The organism is Desulfomonile tiedjei DSM 6799, from assembly GCF_000266945.1.
Lineage (GTDB): Bacteria > Desulfobacterota > Desulfomonilia > Desulfomonilales > Desulfomonilaceae > Desulfomonile > Desulfomonile tiedjei.
On record NC_018025.1, the window covers coordinates 6,170,525 to 6,190,211 of the forward strand.

The 19,687-nt window shown below is 50.7% G+C and carries 16 protein-coding genes; all 16 read left to right on the forward strand.

The features are described 5' to 3' along the window. The first annotated feature begins 226 nt into the window (after positions 1-226). The 16 genes from DESTI_RS26555 (at position 227) to DESTI_RS26630 (ending at position 19,657) form a co-directional block, all read left to right on the forward strand. Positions 227-1,813, forward strand: coding sequence for a CoA-acylating methylmalonate-semialdehyde dehydrogenase (locus DESTI_RS26555; protein WP_052316157.1), 1,587 nt, complete (start codon positions 227-229; stop codon positions 1,811-1,813). Between the two features lie 202 nt (positions 1,814-2,015). Further along, positions 2,016-3,491, forward strand: coding sequence for an FAD-binding oxidoreductase (locus DESTI_RS26560; protein WP_014813045.1), 1,476 nt, complete (start codon positions 2,016-2,018; stop codon positions 3,489-3,491). 36 nt (positions 3,492-3,527) lie between these two features. Then, positions 3,528-4,856, forward strand: coding sequence for a (Fe-S)-binding protein (locus DESTI_RS26565; protein ID WP_014813046.1), 1,329 nt, complete (start codon positions 3,528-3,530; stop codon positions 4,854-4,856). A 372-nt stretch (positions 4,857-5,228) separates the two neighbouring features. Further along, positions 5,229-6,566 (forward strand): MFS transporter, encoded by a 1,338-nt coding sequence (locus DESTI_RS26570; RefSeq protein ID WP_014813047.1) that lies wholly within the window; start codon positions 5,229-5,231, stop codon positions 6,564-6,566. Positions 6,567-6,747: 181 nt separating this feature from the next. Further along, positions 6,748-7,764, forward strand: coding sequence for an MtaA/CmuA family methyltransferase (locus tag DESTI_RS26575; RefSeq protein WP_014813048.1), 1,017 nt, complete (start codon positions 6,748-6,750; stop codon positions 7,762-7,764). A 123-nt stretch (positions 7,765-7,887) separates the two neighbouring features. After that, positions 7,888-8,940 carry an arginase family protein gene (locus DESTI_RS26580; protein WP_157212285.1) on the forward strand — a complete coding sequence of 351 codons (1,053 nt, stop codon included), beginning with the start codon at positions 7,888-7,890 and terminating at the stop codon, positions 8,938-8,940. Positions 8,941-9,248: 308 nt separating this feature from the next. Beyond that, on the forward strand, positions 9,249-10,022 hold the full coding sequence (locus DESTI_RS26585) for a FadR/GntR family transcriptional regulator (protein ID WP_014813050.1): 774 nt from the start codon (positions 9,249-9,251) through the stop codon (positions 10,020-10,022). Positions 10,023-10,171: 149 nt separating this feature from the next. Then, the gene (locus DESTI_RS26590) at positions 10,172-11,092 is read left to right on the forward strand and encodes an FAD binding domain-containing protein (RefSeq protein WP_014813051.1); all 921 of its coding nucleotides are present in this window, start codon (positions 10,172-10,174) and stop codon (positions 11,090-11,092) included. Between the two features lie 12 nt (positions 11,093-11,104). Continuing rightward, positions 11,105-11,578 (forward strand): (2Fe-2S)-binding protein, encoded by a 474-nt coding sequence (locus DESTI_RS26595; protein ID WP_014813052.1) that lies wholly within the window; start codon positions 11,105-11,107, stop codon positions 11,576-11,578. A gap of 44 nt (positions 11,579-11,622) precedes the next feature. Beyond that, positions 11,623-14,019, forward strand: coding sequence for a xanthine dehydrogenase family protein molybdopterin-binding subunit (locus DESTI_RS26600; RefSeq protein WP_014813053.1), 2,397 nt, complete (start codon positions 11,623-11,625; stop codon positions 14,017-14,019). 122 nt (positions 14,020-14,141) lie between these two features. Beyond that, the gene (locus DESTI_RS26605) at positions 14,142-15,395 is read left to right on the forward strand and encodes an ABC transporter substrate-binding protein (RefSeq protein ID WP_041286524.1); all 1,254 of its coding nucleotides are present in this window, start codon (positions 14,142-14,144) and stop codon (positions 15,393-15,395) included. 66 nt (positions 15,396-15,461) lie between these two features. Further along, the gene (locus DESTI_RS26610; RefSeq protein WP_014813055.1) at positions 15,462-16,232 is read left to right on the forward strand and encodes an ABC transporter ATP-binding protein; all 771 of its coding nucleotides are present in this window, start codon (positions 15,462-15,464) and stop codon (positions 16,230-16,232) included. Beyond that, complete coding sequence (locus DESTI_RS26615; protein WP_014813056.1) at positions 16,223-16,915, forward strand: ABC transporter ATP-binding protein; 693 nt, start codon at positions 16,223-16,225, stop codon at positions 16,913-16,915. The genes DESTI_RS26610 and DESTI_RS26615 overlap by 10 nt, the downstream gene beginning before the upstream one ends. A 15-nt stretch (positions 16,916-16,930) precedes the next feature. Then, positions 16,931-17,884: a branched-chain amino acid ABC transporter permease gene (locus tag DESTI_RS26620; RefSeq protein ID WP_014813057.1), complete on the forward strand. Its 954-nt coding sequence runs from the start codon at positions 16,931-16,933 to the stop codon at positions 17,882-17,884. Continuing rightward, positions 17,881-18,726, forward strand: coding sequence for a branched-chain amino acid ABC transporter permease (locus DESTI_RS26625; RefSeq protein ID WP_014813058.1), 846 nt, complete (start codon positions 17,881-17,883; stop codon positions 18,724-18,726). Before DESTI_RS26620 ends, DESTI_RS26625 begins: the two co-directional genes overlap by 4 nt. A gap of 19 nt (positions 18,727-18,745) precedes the next feature. Then, positions 18,746-19,657 (forward strand): sugar phosphate isomerase/epimerase family protein, encoded by a 912-nt coding sequence (locus tag DESTI_RS26630; RefSeq protein ID WP_014813059.1) that lies wholly within the window; start codon positions 18,746-18,748, stop codon positions 19,655-19,657. Positions 19,658-19,687: the final 30 nt, after the last annotated feature.

The following is a 19,687-nucleotide window of genomic DNA, read 5'->3' on the forward strand; positions in this document are numbered from 1 at the left end:
AGTGGTCGAGTAGCTTACTTTCGCGAGTTCGATGTAGTGAGTTTGCTTCTTCTCGACCGAAAAACCTCTCGCAAGTGATTGAAAAGATAACAATCATAGTGTGTCGTCTTGCCTTTTAGGGAAGCCGGGACAGGCATGTCCGGCTATTTCATGGAGAGATATATAAGTCAAGTATGACTATACGGTTACAAGTATGGAAGCTTTAAAGGAGAATGAAATGCATCCTATGGAATCAGCGCTTAAGAACGTCAAGTATCGGGTGGACAATGGGCAAAACCCTTACAGGTTAAAATACTGTGTCAGTGGTGAGTGGCTGGAATCGACAACCACGAAATATATGGACTGCTACAACCCTTCAACCGGCCAGGTCATTGCTCGGGCGCCGCAATGCACGGTTGACGAAGTAGAATCCGCCATTGCCGCCGCAAAAGCGGCTTTTCCGGCCTGGGCCAATACTCCGCCGAATAAGCGCGCTCAAGTACTCTTTCACATGAAAGCACTCCTGGATCAGCACCTGGAAGAGCTTACGTACCTTCTGTGCAAAGAAGAGGGTAAATCCTGGACTGAGTCCATGGGCGACATCCTGAAGGTAAATGAAGTCGTAGAATATGCCTGCGGCATACCTCACCTCATGAAGGGTGAGTCTGTAATGAATATATCCTCCGGATACGATACGGTCCTGTATCATCATCCGATGGGAGTGTTTGCGGGCATTCCCCCATGGAATTTTCCCGCAATGATACCTCATGGTTGGATGGCCCCTCTTTGTGTGGCCACCGGGAATACGATGGTCCTGAAAGCGGCAAGTTTTGTCCCCCAATCGGCGATGCGCATTCTTGAACTGTGGCATGAGGCCGGACTGCCCAAAGGTGTTATCAATATTGTGACTGCCGGGAGAAATGAGGCTGAGATCCTCCTGAGACATCCCGATATAGTGGGAGTGTCTTTTGTAGGTTCTACGAAAGTCGGTCGTCATATCTACGCGACTGCCGCTGCAAACGGAAAACGTGTCCAAGCATTAACCGAGGCAAAGAATCACGCACTTGTTCTGCGTGACTGTAAGCTTGACCGAACCGCAAACGGCATTATCAATGCGTTCTGCGGCTGTGCTGGGGAACGTTGCATGGCCTTGCCGGTTATCTGCGCAGAAGAGGCGATAGCTGACGAACTGGTCGCAGAGCTGAAGAATCTCGCGAAACAGAGAAGGATAGGGGCTGCCTACGACAAATCTACGGAATTGGGTCCTGTGGTGAATGCAGGTCATCTAAGGTTTGTCACCGACTGGATAGAAAAAGGCGTTCAAGAGGGAGCCGAACTCGCGCTCGACGGAAGAAATCCGAGTGTTCCACCCGAGTGCAAAGAAGGATTCTTCATTGGACCCACGATTCTCGACCACGTCAAACCGGGTATGACATGCGGCGATCAGGAAATCTTCGGCCCCGTGCTTTGCGTCAAGCGTGTGAAGGATTACGAAGAAGGTCTGGCGATTATGAATGCCAGCGAATTTGCTAACGGGTCCGTAATCTATACGCAGAACGGATACTATGCGAGGGATTTTGCGTATCGGACCCATGCCGGGATGGTCGGAATCAACGTCGGCATTCCCGTGCCTGTGGGAATCTTCGGCTTTACCGGACACAAGAACTCGTTTTTCGGCGATCTTCACGTAATGGGAAAAGACGGCATACGTTTCTACACGGAGATAAAGAACGTAACTTCCACGTGGTTTAAAGAGGGTGCAGTGATTTCTAAAAAGGTCGATACGTGGGATGGCACTATCACCTCTTTGCCCTCGGACGATGATAAGAAATAGCTCGGCATGATGCCGAGTGTCCAGACTAATTGTGACAGCCTCCGCCGGAAGATCCAAAGCTCCGGCGGTTAGTCCTCAAAGTCGAGAGCCCCTACAGGAAGGGGAACGTTCCTCCTTCCTCGGAAACAGTGAGCGGTGAGATAAGCATCCCGGCACATAGGCTTGGCTGTTCCCCTTTCAAGAACTCAGGAAGGAGGTCAAAATGTCTGAGTTGAGCAGTCCACAGAACGAACAAGTTTTCGCAGCAGCAGATGTCGGAAATGTCGACTCTGTGCTCAGGGAACTGAGAAAGATAGTCGGCGAATCGAACTGTACCGCGGCGAGACACATTCGTTATGCCTACTCGTACGACCTTAGTTTTGTAAAACCCAAGCTGCCTGACTATGTGGTCATGGCTGAGACCGTTGAGCAGGTCCAGGAACTTCTCCGGTTTGCCAATAAAGAGAAGATCCCGGTGATTCCGTACACTGCCGGCACAAATATTGGCGGTCTTACAATTCCCGAACGCGGCGGTATTCTTCTTGATCTAAAAAAGATGAATAAGATTATTGACATAGATCCGGAAGCACATGTCGCTGTTATCGAACCCGGAGTTTCCCACGCAAAACTGGCGGACGCTTTGTACCAGCACAAATTGAGATTCGGGTGGCCGGTCGGGCCTCCTTCGGCTTCAGTCCTGGCTTGCGCCGTTTCACACGGTATTGGAGGGTTGAACGCGAGGTATGGATTAAACAGCCAGGAAATTACGAGTATGGAAGTCGTTTTGCCTACCGGCGAGCTCGTGAGGGTAGGATCGTGCGCCATCAGGCACGACGCCTGGCACAGTTGTCTGCCGCTTCCTCAACTCGACGGCCTCTTTAAGGGATGGCTGGGATCCTCCGGTGTCGTGACAAAGATCGGCATCAGTGTGCATCCGATTCCCCCTCTTCTGAAAGTCTTTACCGTGTCGTGCGACAATGTTGAGGACATGTACTCCTACATGTTGAATTTAAGCAACTATGAAATCTGTGACGATCTCACAGCCGTTTCCTGGTGGCTTGCCCAGGTTCCTATCCCTTATCCCTTCAAACCCAAGCCCGATAGCGCTCCCGAGTGGTTTAGCTTTGCGACTACAACCTCATGGACCGAAAAGGAAAGAGAGGCAAGGTCGGAAATCTGGGAGACAGTCTTTGAGGAAGAGCAGAAAAAGAATACTTCCATCAAGCGAACGGTTTATCCGGAAGAGGCATTGAAGGGAAGAACACAACTGCCCAGTCAGGTAGTGGGTTCTACCAAGAATTACTGCAAGCAGGGTGGAGCTGGAATATCGTGGCCGGGGACCTTTACTCCCGCCAAAGTCTGGGCTCCTGTCTATAATAAGTGGAAAGAGATCCTCATCGGCCACAACCTTTCACCTTCCGTCCGCATGAGCATGTATCGGGGCGTTCACTATGGAATGCTCAGAGCGATGATTCCTTTTAACAAACAGAGCGCTGAAGAGACTGAAAACGCAAGACATGCAATTGTTGAGTGCCTCAAGGTCGATTTGGACGCCGGAGGCATCCCTTATAAGCCGCCGATCGACTTTGCCAATGAAATCAACCAGCGAGCCAGTCCAGGATATCTGGATCTTTTGAGAAGAGTGAAAAAATTCCTGGATCCCAACGACATCATGAATCCAGGCAAACTCGGCATATAAGCACTCAATAAATTCAGATTTGAACTGTGAGGAACAATGGACTGGAAGATTGCGGAGCTCAAAGAGCTAGAGGATAAAATCTGGAGGTGCACCGCATGCGGTACCTGTAAGATAGCGTATGACTACGGTCCACCACCAACGTTTGGCGAGATCTGCCCTGCTGGGACAGAATTTGGATTCGAAGGCCTCACGGCTTCCAAAGGGAAGATTGCCTTCGCTCGAGGTATTCTGAGTGGCGAACTCCCTTGGGATGAAGAGCTTCTGGAAGCCATTTACAAATGTACCATTTGCGCTGGTTGTCAAAATCAGTGTCAGCTAGATCACAAGCCTTTCATCCCGGAAATCATAGAGGCGATGAGGCGCAAGGCTGTGGAAGAAGGCGTGGGGCCGATGCCCCTTCACAAGAATCTCCTGCAGTCTATGAAGAACTACAACAACCCATACCAGGGCCCGAGGCGAGTGAGAACAGATTGGACTCGTCCATTCAAGAAGGCCGGTAAACCCATCAAGGATCTAAACAAGGAACCTGCCCCGGTGCTTTTCTTTGTGGGATGCACTGGAGCCTTTAACACAGCGGCGAGAGCTGTCCCCACCGCAACAGCGTCTATTTTCCAAAAACTTGGGATGGATTTCGGAATCCTGGGTGAGAACGAGATATGCTGCGGCTCTACGGCAATGCGGGTGGGAGACGCTGAAGAATTCAAGAGAGTAGCCACGAAGAATCTGGAGACCTTCAAATGGCTGCGTGACGAACGCGGAGTGAAAACAATTATCAGTTCCTGCGCCGGTTGCTACCGGGCGATCAAGAAGGATTATTCGCTGTCTTCCGGATATGACGCGGTAATGGAAGGTATTGAAGTCGTGCACACGGCTGACTATCTCAATCGTGCCTATAAAGAAGGAAAGCTCAAATTCAAAGGGGAGCTCCCCTGGAAAGTCACCTATCATGATCCCTGCCACACAGGCAGGCATCTGAACAAGTTTATCATTGACCACGAAGGTAAGGAACTCTGGAAAGGAGCCTATCTGGATGTGGATCAGAGCGAGTGTCTTTACGAACAACCCAGAGATCTTCTGAAAGCCATTCCTGGAATTGAATTTCTGGAGATGAAACGGAATCGAGCCAACTCATTCTGCTGCGGTGGGGGAGGAGGCGTGATGACAGGTTTTGGAGATTGGGCGAAGAAGAACGCCAGTCTGAGAGTCCAGGAAGGAATGGATACTGGAGCCGAAAGAATTGTCTCTATCTGTCCCTTCTGCCATTTCAACCTTAACGAAGGCGCAAAGAGAATCAGCTCTCAAATCAAAGTCCACGATCTGACAGAGCTGGTCGATCAAGTACTTGTCGGAAGTGATGACGACTGAGCTGCAACTTAAAGAATCTGAGACTTGGTATGAGCAACCTATAGGCCAAGTCTCAGTTCGATAACCTATCGAATCAGGAAAGGAGGTAATTGATTCTATAGAATAAGCGAACAGAACTGTCAGAATTCCCGTTAAGCACCTTGCCATGGCTCGCATGGCAGATACCGTATCGGTTCGCAGCCCAGCGTTATTGGTTTTGATGACATTGCGTCGGTGTCGACCGATTGCATCTTACTTTCATTGGGGGATTTTGGCTGAGGTTTTTCCAGAGGAATAGTTCGGCTCTGAGAGATCGTGGACGGCCATCATGGCTCCAAAGGGTCAGAAGGTTATCTCTAACATGTCTCGGTCTGGTAAATGAAAGGTGATACCATGAGTCAATCAAACGTTGAGACGGTTGCTGGAAGCATGCAGTATTCTGATTTGGCAGCACAGATGCTCAAATACAGATGGATCTGCTATGGAATGCTGTTGCTGACCTATATCTTTGTTTACTTCGATCGCGTGGCCCCTGCAGTAATAGCCCCGGAACTCATGAAAGAGTTCGGCTTGACGGCTACAAGCCTGGGGATCTTGTCGTCAATGTATTTCTATCCTTATGCTGCAATGCAGATCCCCTCGGGTATTTTATCGGATCGCTTTGGCCCCAGGATTTCAGTAACCGTTTTCTTTATCATCGCGGCCATCGGTACAGCGCTTTTCGGCTTGGCCTACACGTTCGGATGGATTATCGTCGGTCGTTTCCTCATGGGAGTCGGTGTTGCAGTCGTGTGGATACCCTGTATGAGAATTTTGGCCAACTGGTTTCGACCCAAGGAATTCGCCACGCTTACCGGTGTTATGCTCACAGTGGGTAACGCCGGCGCAGTGCTGGCCGCTGCTCCTCTGGCTTTCCTTGTTGGAATAGTTGGTTGGAGGGCGTCCTTCTACTGGCTTGGAGCATTCATGGCCATTGTTGCTATCTTGAATTATATTATCCTGAGAAATAAGCCGAGTGACAAGAATCTCCCCACAGTTTCAGAGATCGACGGAGTCGATTATTATTCTGTCCAGACCACTCAAAAAGTCACTTTTAGCGAAAACGTAAAAAGGCTGTTCGGGATGAAGAACTATTGGCTAATAGCCATCTACGCATTTGTGATCTATGGAACCGTAATGGGCTTCCAGGGTCTATGGTGCATCCCGTTCCTGCAGCAGACCTACGGTCTTCCGAAACAAGAAGCAGCTAATATATTGATGTTATGGCCGATCGGCATGGCAGTTGGTTGCTTTGCTTTCGGGTACATTTCCGACAGGATTTTGAAATCGCGAAGGAATGCCTCATTCTACGGTATCATCATTTACGCCCTGACTTGGGTACCCTTGGTGTTTTGGCCGGATAAGATTCCGGTAGGCATGTTTTATCCGCTTCTTTTCATAATGGGCTTCTTCTCCGGAGCTTACGTTCCCAACTATGCTCACATTGCCGAGGGACAACCGCATAGCTTCATTGCCACCGCGAATGGCATGCTCAACATCTGGTATTTTGTCGGTGGAGCGCTTTTCCAGGCTGTGATGGGAATGGTCCTGGATTCTTACGGAAAGGTCGGGGACAAATTCCCGGTAAGTGCGTATCAGGCCTCTTTCATAGCATGTATTATTGCTCTAGCTATTGGTGCAATAGCGATGTTTTTCACGGCAGACAGCAAAGTGCTTCAGAAAAAAGCATAGATGAAAAACCAACCTTTTTAGGGAGTTGCATTCATCACCTGGTGATGGTTATAGGATAAGCTCTAGGTCAACAGGGCCAGGGGATGCTGGATGGATCACGTTAGTGGCTGGTCCTCTGCCCTGCTAGAGACATCCTATCTGTCTAATGAGGGCTTATCTCAGATGATTGGAGATTGCTGACATGACGCTCAAAGAAAAATTCATGAACCGCCTTTCGGGTTCTGGTAGCGATGAGACTCTTTACGGCTGTACGACTACTTACGGAGTAGTAGATCTGATGGAGAAGTGCGGCTATCAGAGGCCACTTGCAGATACCGACCCCGTAGCAATGACGGAACTCGCCTTGGCAGGTTACCGGTATGCCGGATTCGAATGGATCAAGGCCATGGGGTGGGATATCACTGCCATCAGCGAAGCTCTCGGATGTACCCTCGGTCCGACCGAGATTGACCGGCAGTACTCCATCAAGGAACACCCTTTTGCCGAAAGTCTCGAAGGACTCGATTATCCTTCTGATTTTCTGCAAAGGGGCCGTTTTCCCGTCTACAAACAGCATTTCCAGATGCTCAAAGACAAGATTGGCGATGAAGTCGCTATATTTGGCGAGACCGAGGGTCCTTTTACCGCGGCAGCGAACCTCGTCGGCGCGGAAGAATTCATGAAGTGGACTATTAAGAGACCCGCCGATGTCCAAAAAGTTCTGGAAGTCACTACACAGGCTGCGATTGACGCAATCAATTTTGCCTTTGACAACGGAGCTGATTACTACGTGCTGGCAGAACCGACTTCGGGTCCGGCAGTCATGAGTGGAAGGTCGTGGGCAAAGTTCATGCTTCCCCTTATGAAAGAGGTGGTCAGTAAGTCCAAGGGACCGCTGGTACTGCATATTTGCGGGAATACCGATTCTATTATAGGCCTCATGTGTGATTCGGGTGTTGCTGGGATCAGCATCGAAGAAAAAGCTGATATGAAGAAGGCGAAAGAGATTGCCGGCCCCAAGGGTGTAAAAGTTTTCGGAAACGTTGCGACAGCGACAACGCTTTTCATGGGCAAACCGGAAGAGTGCTATCAGGAAGCAATTGCGGCTCTCGAAAACGGCACAGATTTTCTTACACCCGGATGTGGTATTGCTCCTCGATCTCCTTTGGAAAACTTACTTCAGATGAAGAAAGCAAGAGACAATTTTCATCGCAAATAGTCTATACTCTCCCTTCCAATCCTTCCCACCTTTTGCCTCGGAAGGATTGGAAAGGATTTCTTCTGAGTGTGCTGGCAAGCAATGACGGCTTCAGATAGGCGTCCGGTCTTTTTTGGATGTGCGTTGGATCCTGACGAAAGGGATGAATCCATTCAGGAGAAAATTCATCTGAGTGAGACAGATTCGCAAAAGAGCGACCCTTATTCCGAAATCATGAGACTTGTTCGTCAGGAACTCGCCCCCGAGACCTGGGAGGAAAGGGGCGTAATCGATGTCCCTCCATGGCTTAGTCCAATACCTCCAACAATCGCAAGAAAAAACATCACCCTGGACAACCTCATTTACTTTATAGATGGGAATGGGTGTCGGGATTTTGCGCAAGCAGCCGGTAAGTTTGCAGAAGAATATATCTTTCCTAATATCCCTTGCATGATTGGTGTCGACCATTCTTTGACCGGCGGCGTGTTTGGTTCGTCAGTTTCATTCTACAGACCCGCGGAGATTTCTCTGATCGTCGTCGACAGTCATGTGGATTCGTTGCCCACATCTGTAATGTCAGGAGCCATCCAGTATGATATGGCGACAAACCCTGAGTCTATGCATGATCCCAATGACCCGTTCCTGCGAAATCGCCCTGATTCATATAATGCCAGCTCGTTTCTCCAGTATCTTCTGGAAGACGGCGCGGTCGATCCGGAAAATCTCTATCTCATTGGAATAAGCGATTTTCCTCCAAAGCGCGCTTTTCGGATCAAAGATGACAGAATAAAGAACTATGTGGACTGTTACTCCACCCTTAAGAGAAATGGCGTTAAGATACTGACAAAGAAAGACTTATCTCTCAGCCCCGCTGCACTAAATAATTTGATCCGTCGAGTGAAAACTCCATACGTCTATATTTCCATAGATATGGACATCGGTGCACGGAATGCCCTTGGAGGCGTCAGGTTCCAAAACTATCAGGGCATAAATGAAAACCAAATATACAAGATAGCGAAATCTCTGAGAAAATTATTGGATCAGGATATCACTCTGGCCGGAATGGATGTGATGGAATTCAACCCGAGGCGAGCCGGCTCCGGGGAGACGCAGAGTGACGATCGGACGTACCGAATAGCTTTCAACCTCATCAAGACTATATGCTTTCCGCCCGAAGCCTTCCTTAACCGCTCTTGACCTCGATTTCCGTGGAGAAAATAAACCGTATGAGATTACTTCGACTCAAGATATTCATAAATGATATCGCTATGATTGACCGCAGAGACGCCGGTTCCTACCAATATTCTGTAATTCACACGCGGGATAAATGACAGAATCTTTGGCACTGATTAGAGAGCACTGTTAGAAGACATTTGCGGTAAGTAATAGGCCAGTAGGAATTATCCAAATATTTGAATTTTCTCCTTGACGGTTATGCCGCGCACATGTAGAAAAAGTAAACGTCCTGTCGATCTCTGAGAACCAAAAAACAGAGGATTCTTGCTGTGTTTCGAGAAGTGCAGCAGAACAAAGTCTCATTGGATATTATCTCCCAGATTCGGGATGCCATACTCAGTGGCACACTTAATCCGGGCGACAGGTTGCCCCCCGAAAAGGAACTGGTCTGCGATTTTGGAGTAAGTAAGCACACGCTGCGTGAAGCTATGAGAGCCCTTGAGGTAATGGGGTTTATTGAGGTGCGGAAGGGAGCATGTGGCGGCGCAGTAGTGCTCGAAGTCGACCTGAAGACTGCCCGGGAGTCTATATCGAATTTTCTTTATTTTCAGAATGTTTCCATACGGGATCTTTCGGAAGTACGAAAGGTTTTTGAACCTCATTTGGCCCGGTTGGCGGCTGAGCGGATGACTCCCAAGGACCTGGACGATCTGGCGGCCACTCAGGCATGTTGTCTGGAGTCTATGGCACGTGGCGATTCCACATACGAACACGAGATAGAGTTTCATCGCATAATCGCCAAGGCGAGCGGAAATCCCGTGTTCATGCTCATCCAAGACTTTGTCAATAGCGGGTTGGCGGAATCCAAGAATCGCCTCAGGCCGGGTAATGACTTCCAGGAAAGACTCTTTACTGCCCACCAGCGCATTCTGGAAGCTCTTCGCTCACGCGAACCCGAGCTTACTGCCAGCCGAATGCAGGAGCATGTGTGCGAGGTAGAACACTCTCTTGAAGAGCTGCAGGAGGAGCGCCAGGAGTCCATGAGGAAAACGGGTTGCACCGACCATGACACGAGCAACGGCAGAAACGGAGAGAGAGCCTGACGGAGTGACTCCTGAGCTCAGTTCTATGCCTGTTGGTAACGCATTCAAAATCCAAATCACTGTCCAACTCAGCTTGGACCGAAACTTCTTGATCTGATTCGAATAACCGCAAAACTCTTATCCTCACGAACTTAGGAGGAGGTTGGAACATGCCTCAAGCCTTTGAGGAGTTGCATTGGCGCCGGGACATTTCTCTGAAGGACTACCTGGTTCCTGAGACTCTGTCCCAAGCCCTACAGATGTTGAGAGAATATAAGGGGCGTGCTCGAATTATTGCTGGCGGCACCGACGTCATCGTGGCGTTGCGCCGCTGCGACTACACCGTGGACGCTCTCGTAGACATTGGGAGAATTCCGGGACTGGGACTGATCGAGCAGCAGGGAGACACTATAGTCCTTGGCGCGCTGGTTACCCATGCTCAAACAGAGTCTTCGCCTCCGATCAGGGAGAAAGCTGGTCTTTTGGCGACTGCGAGTGGTGCAGTTGGTTCACCTCAAATACGCACCGTAGCTACAGTGGCGGGTAATCTCGTCAGCGGTCAGCCGGCAGCCGATGCCAGTATACCTTTGTTGGCGCTGGATGCTCGAGTGACTGTTGTTTCCGCAGATGGAGAGCGCACAATACCTCTCTCGGATTTCTTTCTGGACGTGGGAAAGACCGTCGTTGACCCGACTCGGGAGATCCTGACACGCATCGAGTTCAAAGCCCTCGGATCTAACCGGGGTGGATGCTCGTTACGACTGAGCAAACGTAAAGCATTGTCACTTCCGATGCTGGTGTGCTCTGTAGTAGTCACCGTGGACGATGCGAAAAAGACTATTACCGAAGCAGCCATAGCATTGGGGCCAGTCGCGCCCACACCGTTCCGCTCCAGACTCGTAGAAGATGTAGTCAAAGGAAAGCCTGCGACACTTGAGACACTACAGGAAGCTGCTGAAAGTGCGTATGCCTACTGCTCCCCTCGTGACAGCCTTCTCAGAGGGTCTTGTGACTACCGTCAGGAGATGGTCAAGGTATTGGTGAAACGGGGACTTCGCAGAGCACTGGAAGATGCGGGATGCGTTTTCTAAGAGAGGTTAATGATGAGTCTAAACATTTCTTTCAAGCTTAACGGCGAAGCGGTTGAGGTGGCGGTCGAGCCGTCCACCCTTCTGGTTGATCTACTCAGAGAAAAATTGGCCCTTACGGGAACCAAAGCCGGTTGTCGCGAGGGAGAATGCGGTGCATGTACGGTACTGGTCGATGGAAAAGCATACAATTCATGCTTAATGCCGGCGATCAAAGTTCAGGGTAGGGAAGTCACCACTATCGAGGGCTTGCGCAAACCGGACGGTTCTTTGCATCCGTTACAAGAGGCATTCATGGAAGCAGGAGCTGCACAGTGCGGTTTCTGTACACCCGGGATGATAATGAATGCAGCCGCCCTTCTGAGCAGCAACCCGAATCCTGACGAACACGAGATAAGAAAGGCTCTATCCGGAGTCCTTTGTCGCTGCACCGGCTACAGGAAGATCGTGGAAGCCGTCAAGACTGCAGCCGCCGCCAATCAGTCTTAAGACCGGATTGGTCTAACCGATTCCTTCCACATGAGGCAGGAGCTATGTCTGACAAGCACGACGACAAAAGAAAAGTTCAGGTCCTCGTCAAAGAAAAGACCGATTTCTTACCATTCATACAATTCAAAGAGGCCGACCTGACAGTAGTGGGACAGTCCTTGAACAGGACTGACGATCCCCTGAAGGTAACCGGCAAACTCATGTTTGGGGCTGATTACTCCCAAGTAGGTTTCCTGCATGGGAAGATTCTTCGCAGCCCGTATCCCCACGCGCTTATCAAGTCGATTGACACTGCGAAAGCTAAGGCGCTGGAAGGCGTGGTGGCGGTGTTAACTGCTAAAGATGTGCCGGGACGCAATGGGTTCGGGGCCATTATTCCGGACCAGCCGGTCATCTGCGGCGATAAAGTGCGTTTTATAGGCGACGGCGTGGCCCTGGTAGCCGCTGAAACCGAGAAGATCGCCCATGAAGCGCTTGCTTTGATAGATGTGGATTATGAGCCCTTGCCTGCGGTATTCGATCCACGCGATGCCATCAAGGAAGATGCTCCCAAGATTCACGAACGGGGCAACCTGCTTTCTTATGACAAGCTGCGAAAAGGTGATGTAGATAAAGGCTTCGAAGAGGCTGACGTGATTCTGGAACGCACCTATGAGGTTCCTTTCCTGGAACACGCGTACATGGAGCCTGATGTGGCCATGGCAATCCCGCAACGGGACGGCACAATGCTCGTTGAGGGTCCGATGCAGGCTCCTTTTACTGTACGGCGTAACATAGCCCCTGTGCTAGGTTTGCCCATCAACAAGGTCCGTTGCCGCCAGATCCACATGGGCGGCGGTTTTGGAGGCAAAGAAGACTCTCCCATCGATTTGGGATGCCGTGCCGCGGTACTGGCCCAACATACCGGAATGCCTGTACGTATTGGCCTGGAACGAGAGGAAGTCACCATACAGACAGCCAAACGACACCCAATGATCATGGAAGTCAAAATCGGAGCCAAGAAAGATGGCACTCTGGTCGCGTTCCAAGGGGTGATCTACGATGAACAGGGAGCCTATGCTTCTCTGGGTCCAAAGATTCCTCCGGCAGGTGGCTCTCACATACATTCCATGGTTATGATGCCGGGACCATACGTGATTCCCAACGCCAAGGTGGACGCTTACCTTTGTTACACAAACCATCCTTACGGAGGGGCAATGCGTGGTTTTGGCGCCCCTCAGGTACACATCGCTCATGAACAGATAATGGACGAACTGGCTGCCGAGCTGGGGATCAGCCCCCTGGAGATTCGGCGCAAGAATGCATTTCAACTCGGGTCGGAAACGGCTACCGGTCAGGTATTGGACCAGAGTGTGGGACTGAAGGAAACCCTTGAAGCTTGTGCCAAAGCGTTTGAGTGGGATCGTCGCTCCACTGAGACCGGATACATTGATAAGGAGCGAAGCAAACGGCGCGGAGTAGGCATCGGAATGGGTTGGTACCGCACGAGCATAGGTACGGGCGGCGATGCTTGCGGGGCAAACGTGTACGTACATGAGGACGGTTCCGTACTTCTTTATACCGGTATCACGGAAATGGGGCAGGGGGCTTTCACTGTATTACCCCAGATCTGCGCCGAAGAATTGGGGGTTCTCCCGGAAGACGTTCGATTGGTTCAGCCCGACACCGACCTGGTTCCGGAATCCGGCCCCACCGTTGGCAGTCGCTCCACTACACTGATGGGAAATGCCATCATTCAGGCCGCCCGCCAGGTAAAACAATCGTTACTCGAAGCAGCCTCGGAAATGCTCGGAGTCGCTTCCGGGCAAGTGGAATTCCGCGACCGCAAGGTGTTTGATCGAGAGAATCCCGCTTCCTCGCTGGAATTCAGCAAGGTAGCAGGCCGCTGCATGGCCACCGGCAAAAGACTTGTCGGTCAGGGGTGGTGGGCTCCACCGGCCTCAAGCCTGGATCCCGAGACCGGTCAAGGCAATCCCTATTTTGTTTACACCTACTCTACTCATATGGCTCAGGTAGCAGTGGACGTAGAAACAGGCGAGGTGGAGGTCGAATATTACGTCGCAGCTTTTGACGTGGGCAAAGCCATCAACCCGCGTGCTCTGGAAGGCCAGATCGAAGGTGGTGTGGCAATGGGGCTGGGATATGCGTTGATGGAGGAAGTGGTCATTCGGGAAGGTGTCATCCAAAACACTAACCTTCAAAACTATCTCATACCTACTACCCTGGACGTCCCTGATATTAATCCGATCATCCTGGAGATGTCCAACCAGTTCGGTCCGTACGGAGCCAAAGGAATCGGTGAGATGCCCAATATACCGGCAACACCGGCAATCCTGAATGCGATTTGTAATGCGTGTGGTGGAAGGGTGCGTTCTTTGCCGGCCGACCCGGAAAAAGTTTTCTGGGCTATCAAAGAGGCAGGCGGTGCGCCGGACAAATAAGCCCCGACTCTGCGTCAAGGACCCATCTTCGTCACAGAGTCGCCTATAAGAAGGAGATAATCGAAAAGCAAGACGGAGGGATACACTACCTGCTCAAAGGTGCAAAACGATAAGGAGGGACGATGATGAAGACCAGAGGCTGTATTTTATTTATTTGCCTGACGTTGGTTTTGTTGACTCTGGGGACCATGACTCAGGGATTTGCTCAGACTCCCGACAAGATCAAGGTTGGCCTGATGTTCGGACTTACCGGCCCGGCGTCGCCGATTGGACCGGTGCAAAGCAAAGGCGCCGAGATGGCCATCAAAGAGATTAACGCTGCTGGTGGAGTGAAGCTTGGAGGCAAGCAGATCCCCATTGAAGCGGTGGTGAGAGATGACGAGACCAAGGGTGATGTAGCTGTCCGTCGGTTCAAAGAGCTACGCAATGAAGACAAGGTGGTCGGCCTGATAGGCTCGACCTTTGCCGCCATTGCCAAAGCGTTGAACAATCAAGTCGTCAATGAGCCTCTGCTGTACATAACCACATGCGTAGCCCCAATCGAAATGTTCGAAAAAAAGGAGCTCGCTCCCTCGACCTTCGGTATTCATGGAAGCGCTTACGCCATTGGGTATTCCGGTGCAGCATATATCGCGAATAACCTGAAGCCCAAAAAAGTCTACTTTTTGGCCCCGGCTTACGCTTTTGGACGCGACCAATATGCGGGAGCCAAAGCAGCTTTCGAGAAGTACAAAATTGAAGTTGTCTACGACGAAGCACCTGTCCAGACTGCTGACTACACCCCTTATATCCAGAAGATCGCAGAAGCGAAACCTGATGTCTGCATGATGGCACAGTGGGGCACGGGCGCCATTTCTGTTCTGAAACAGGCTCACGAACTGGGCTTGAAAAACAAAACCAAAATTTGGTTTAACTGGATGACCAACGTTTTCGGCAGCGGCGTACCCGCGGAAGCTCTGGAGGGGGTTTACTCCCTGATGTCGTGGTATTGGAACCTCGAGGGATTTCAAGATGCGGAAGTTGTCAAGGCAGGCAAGACCTTTGTGGACCAATACGAAAAGATGTACGGCGAACCACCGGATCCTTATGCCGGCATGACCTACGTAGCATGCAAAGAACTTGTCCGGGGAATCGAACTGGCCCAATCCACCGACCCGAAGAAGATCGCTGAAGCCATCATGAAGAAACCGGAATTCGCCTCGATGAAAGGCCCTGGCACATGGCGTGAGGATCACCAACCTGTTTTCAAATACGGAGCCTTCGTGGTAGTCGGTAAAGGACCCGGCGAGCGTAAGAGTAAATGGGATCTGGTGAAAGTCATCGGCGCCTACACAGGGGACGATTATCTGCCATCTCTCAAGAGTGAAGGTTATTAACTCATCTCTATAAAGAGAGGGGAGAGCAATCCCCTCCTCTCTCCATGACCGAAACAGGGCTCGAATATGGCGCAACCGATCCTATCGACCGCTGGGGTAATCAAGAGCTTTGACGGCCTGGTCGCAGTCAACGACATTACGTATGAAGTCTTCCCAGGTCAAACCTCGGGTATAATGGGTCCGAACGGAGCAGGCAAGTCTACATTCTTCAATCTGCTTACGGGCTATTACCGACCTCAAAAAGGCCGGGTAATTTACCAGGGAAGAGACATCACCCACATGCATTCACACGAGCGGGTGATTCTGGGGATCGCACGAACCTTCCAGTTGGTCTCGGTTTTCGATTCCATGACGGTCCTTGAGAACATGATGTTGGCCCGCGTTCGCTATGGTCGGGATTACAGCTCCAAGCTTCGTTTCTTCTTCAAAAATGTGCATCACCGGGAGCTAGAAGAGGAATGCCTGCAAGCTCTGGACGTACTGGGAATCGCCGAAAAAGCAAAGATCAAAACTTCAGATATGTCGTATGGCGAAAAACGAGAGTTGGAGATAGCCCTTGCCCTTTCCCTTCAACCGCAAGTCTTGCTCCTGGATGAACCTTTTGCCGGTCTCAGCTTGGTGGATATAGCCCATATCAGCAAGGTAATAAACCGCATAAAAGGGCAGTTCGCCATTGTCATAATCGAGCACAAGATTTCAAAGTTAATGGACCTGGTCGACACGTTGTGCGTAATCAATGAGGGCAGGCTGATTTGCCAGGGCGATCCGCAGCAAGTCATCTGCGATCCCGAAGTATCCGCGTGCTATTGGGGTAAGGAAGAGATGAAATGCTACTAACCGTTGAGAACCTCGACGTCTGTTATGGACACGCTCAAGTTTTGCATGGCGTGTCGCTGCGTTTGAACGAAGGCGAACTGGTGTGCGTCGTGGGGCGCAACGGAGCGGGCAAGACTACTTTGTTGAAGACGATCGGGGGATTCATGTCGCCAACCAGCGGCACCGTCGACTTCAGAGGTGAAAGAATAGATGGAATACCCCTGGAACAGGTAGCTCGCATGGGCATAAAATACGTCTATCAGGATAAGAGAGTCTTTAGCGAACTGACTGTACGCGAAAACCTGGAACTCGCGGCCTACGCGACAGGTCAGAGCCTCGACGAGGCCGTTGCAAAAGTGGTAGCCATACACCCGAAGATGGGAACGCTTCTCAACTCCAAGGCCAAAGGGCTCTCAGGAGGAGAGCGACAGATCCTTTTGATAGGAAGGGCGCTCGTGGGAGATCCCCAGTTACTACTTGTAGATGAACCCACAGAAGGCCTGGCGGCTATCATCATCGGCGAAATCATAGACATCCTTTTAAAGATGAAGAATCGGATCACCATGGTCGTAGTTGAACAGAACCTTTCTACCGTAGCAAGATTGGCGGATCGAGTGTACGTGATGAAGGAGGGTGTTTTTTCGCACGAGATCGACGATAAAAAGACCATCGCAAATCCCTCTTCGTATGAAGACCAACTCTGAGTTCTGAGGTATGGCATGTTTGGCAAGGTGGAAAAGAATCCGATCTTGACATTGACATGTATGGCTCTAGCTTTCCTGATCTACGGTTATGCAACTTCATTGCCGAAGATTACGGATTTCATGATATTCTGCATCTTCGTTATCTCTTTCGACCTGTTGTACGGCCATATGGGGCAGCTCTCCTTCGGACACATGCTGTACCTGGGAGCAGGCGCTTACGGCTGTGGCATGTTCGCCTATCATATCTATCCCGATCCGTTTCTATCGATCCTGGCCGGAGTGCTCGTGGGAGCAACTGTTGCTGCGCTGTTGGGCACGTTGGTGGTCAAGACGTCGCATGCAGCTTTCGCTCTTTCGAATCTGGCCTTGAACGAGGTTGGAGCCTATCTGGTACTAAGCCCCTGGCATAAATGGACAGGCGGCGAGGACGGATTGTCCCTTTTTTTCAAGAAGTATGGCTTCATCAATTTCGGCCAAAGCACATTTCGGTTTTATTTTTGCCTGGCTTCCTTGCTCCTGGTGGTCTATTTGATGCTGCTTCTGGTTCGCTCGCCGTACGGAAGCCTGTTGAAGGCGATCAAGGAGAATGAGGTTCGCGTGAGGTTCCTGGGGTACAATACCTTTCTCTACAAGTACATCACCTTTATTATCTCGGGTGCAATAGCAGCGTTTGCCGGAGCTTTGATGAGCATTAACCTTTCCTACACGAATACCAGCCTCATTTCCCCTACCCGAAACGTAGAAGTGATCTTCGCTGCGTTAATGGGAGGTGCCGGCAGCGTTATCGGGGCTGTAGTGGGAGGAACGGCTTTCATGACCATAAGCAACTATTTGGCCATTTATGTGGTTCGGTGGGAAATGTTCCTGGGGTTCGCTCTATTGATCTTCGTTTTCTGGTTTAGGGAAGGGATCTGGGGTTATCTAAGCAAGTCCGGAGGAGCTTTGGAAAAGGAGCGGTCGAACCCATGACCAATTTCGTGCAATCGATTCTGTTCGGGCTTACTATAGGAGGAATCCTTTACATAATATCGATAGGTCTGTCCCTCACTTTCGGAGCAATGGGTATCGTCAATTTTGCTCACGGGCTGATTTACGCAGTGGGCGCCTACGCAGTGTACACTGTGGTAACCGTGTTGGGAGGGGGCTTTCTTGCTGGAGTTTTAGCCGCTGTCATAGTTTCGATTCCTTTGAGCTATCTTATCGAACGGTTTGTCATAAGGAGACTGTACGGCCAGTCCATAGATTATGCCATCATAGCCACCTACGCCGTTCTCCTGATAGGAGCCGACTTGCTGAAATGGATCTTCGGGGCAAGCCCCCTACCGATCATCGATCCTATTGGTGTGCTCTGGACTTCCGGCTCATTGGTAATGCCGGTATTCCGGTTGGTCATTATCGGGACGTCGGTGCTGATATTCTTCGGTCTGCAGTTGTTATTCAAGAAAACCCTTGTTGGAAAAATCGTGGTGGCGGGCCTTCAGGATCGAGAGGCAGTTCGCAGCCTGGGAATCAATGTAGAGAGACACTTCGCAATAGTCTTTGTAATGGGCAGCGCGCTGGCCGCTCTTGGAGGAGTCCTCTACGCTCCGCTCAGTACGTTGGACCCCTACATGGGCTTCCAGATCCTTGTTCTTTGCTTCGCCGTTGTCATTGTAGGAGGCATGGGTAACCTCAAAGGAACTGCTGTTGCGGCGTTTTCTCTTGGAATGGTTCATTCTTTGACCGCGGCATATATTGCGTCTTCAGCTTCGGACGCAATGGTTTACGTTGTAATGGCTGCCGTGCTAGTATTTCGACCGGTGGAGACATAGATCAGGAGCTGTGGTGATCATGGAAAAAATTCAAGATGCATATCTCCGTATGGGTATAGTACATTTCATGGCTTTTCCGGAACTGGCCGGCGGCGAAGGCCCCTGGGAAGAGACTGTGAAACAGATAGCCCTGGACCCTTTTTTCTCGGCTATAGAAATCACTCACATCGCTGATGAGCATCAGCGGCGAAGAGTGCGTGACATATGTCAACTGGCCTCCCTTGATATAGGATTCGGAGCGCACCCTACTATCTTGGGCCAGGGACTGGATCTGAATTCCCTGGAAAAAGATCGTCGCGACCACGCTGTCGCCAAGATGAAGGAGCTGCTGGACGAAGCCTGCTTCATGGGAGCTCAGAGTTTTGTGGTTCTTTCCGGCAAAGACCCCGGTGAAGACAAACGCGAAGCTGCTATCCAAGCGCTGATAGTTTCTTTGAGCGAGTTGTGCGACTATTCCAGGAAACAAGACGGCCCCACCGTAATCATAGAAGCTTTCGATTGCGATGTGGACAAATGTTGCTTGCTTGGACCGGCTGCTCTCTGTCGAAAAGTCGCCGAGGCTGTCTCCCGTGAACACGATAATCTCGGTTTGATGGTCGACCTCAGCCACATACCGCTTCTTCGGGAATCGCCTCTGGAGGCTTTGGAACCGGTAAAGGAGTTTCTTGCTGCCGTTCATCTGGGAAATGCTGTCCTGGACCCGAATCTACCCGGTTATGGCGACTACCATCCGATCTTCGGAACCCCGGGTAGCGCGAATGGTGTCCCTGAGATGGTGGCTTTCCTGCGCACACTTGTACAGATAGGATTCCTGGATGGAAAAAGAAGACCTATGGTCAGTTTTGAGATCAAACCCATGCAAGGTCAGGATTCGCTTCTGGTGATCGCGAACGCAAAGCGGGTCATGCAACAGGCCTGGAGCCAAATTTAACAAGCAAAAATTGAGGAAAAGGATCGTCCG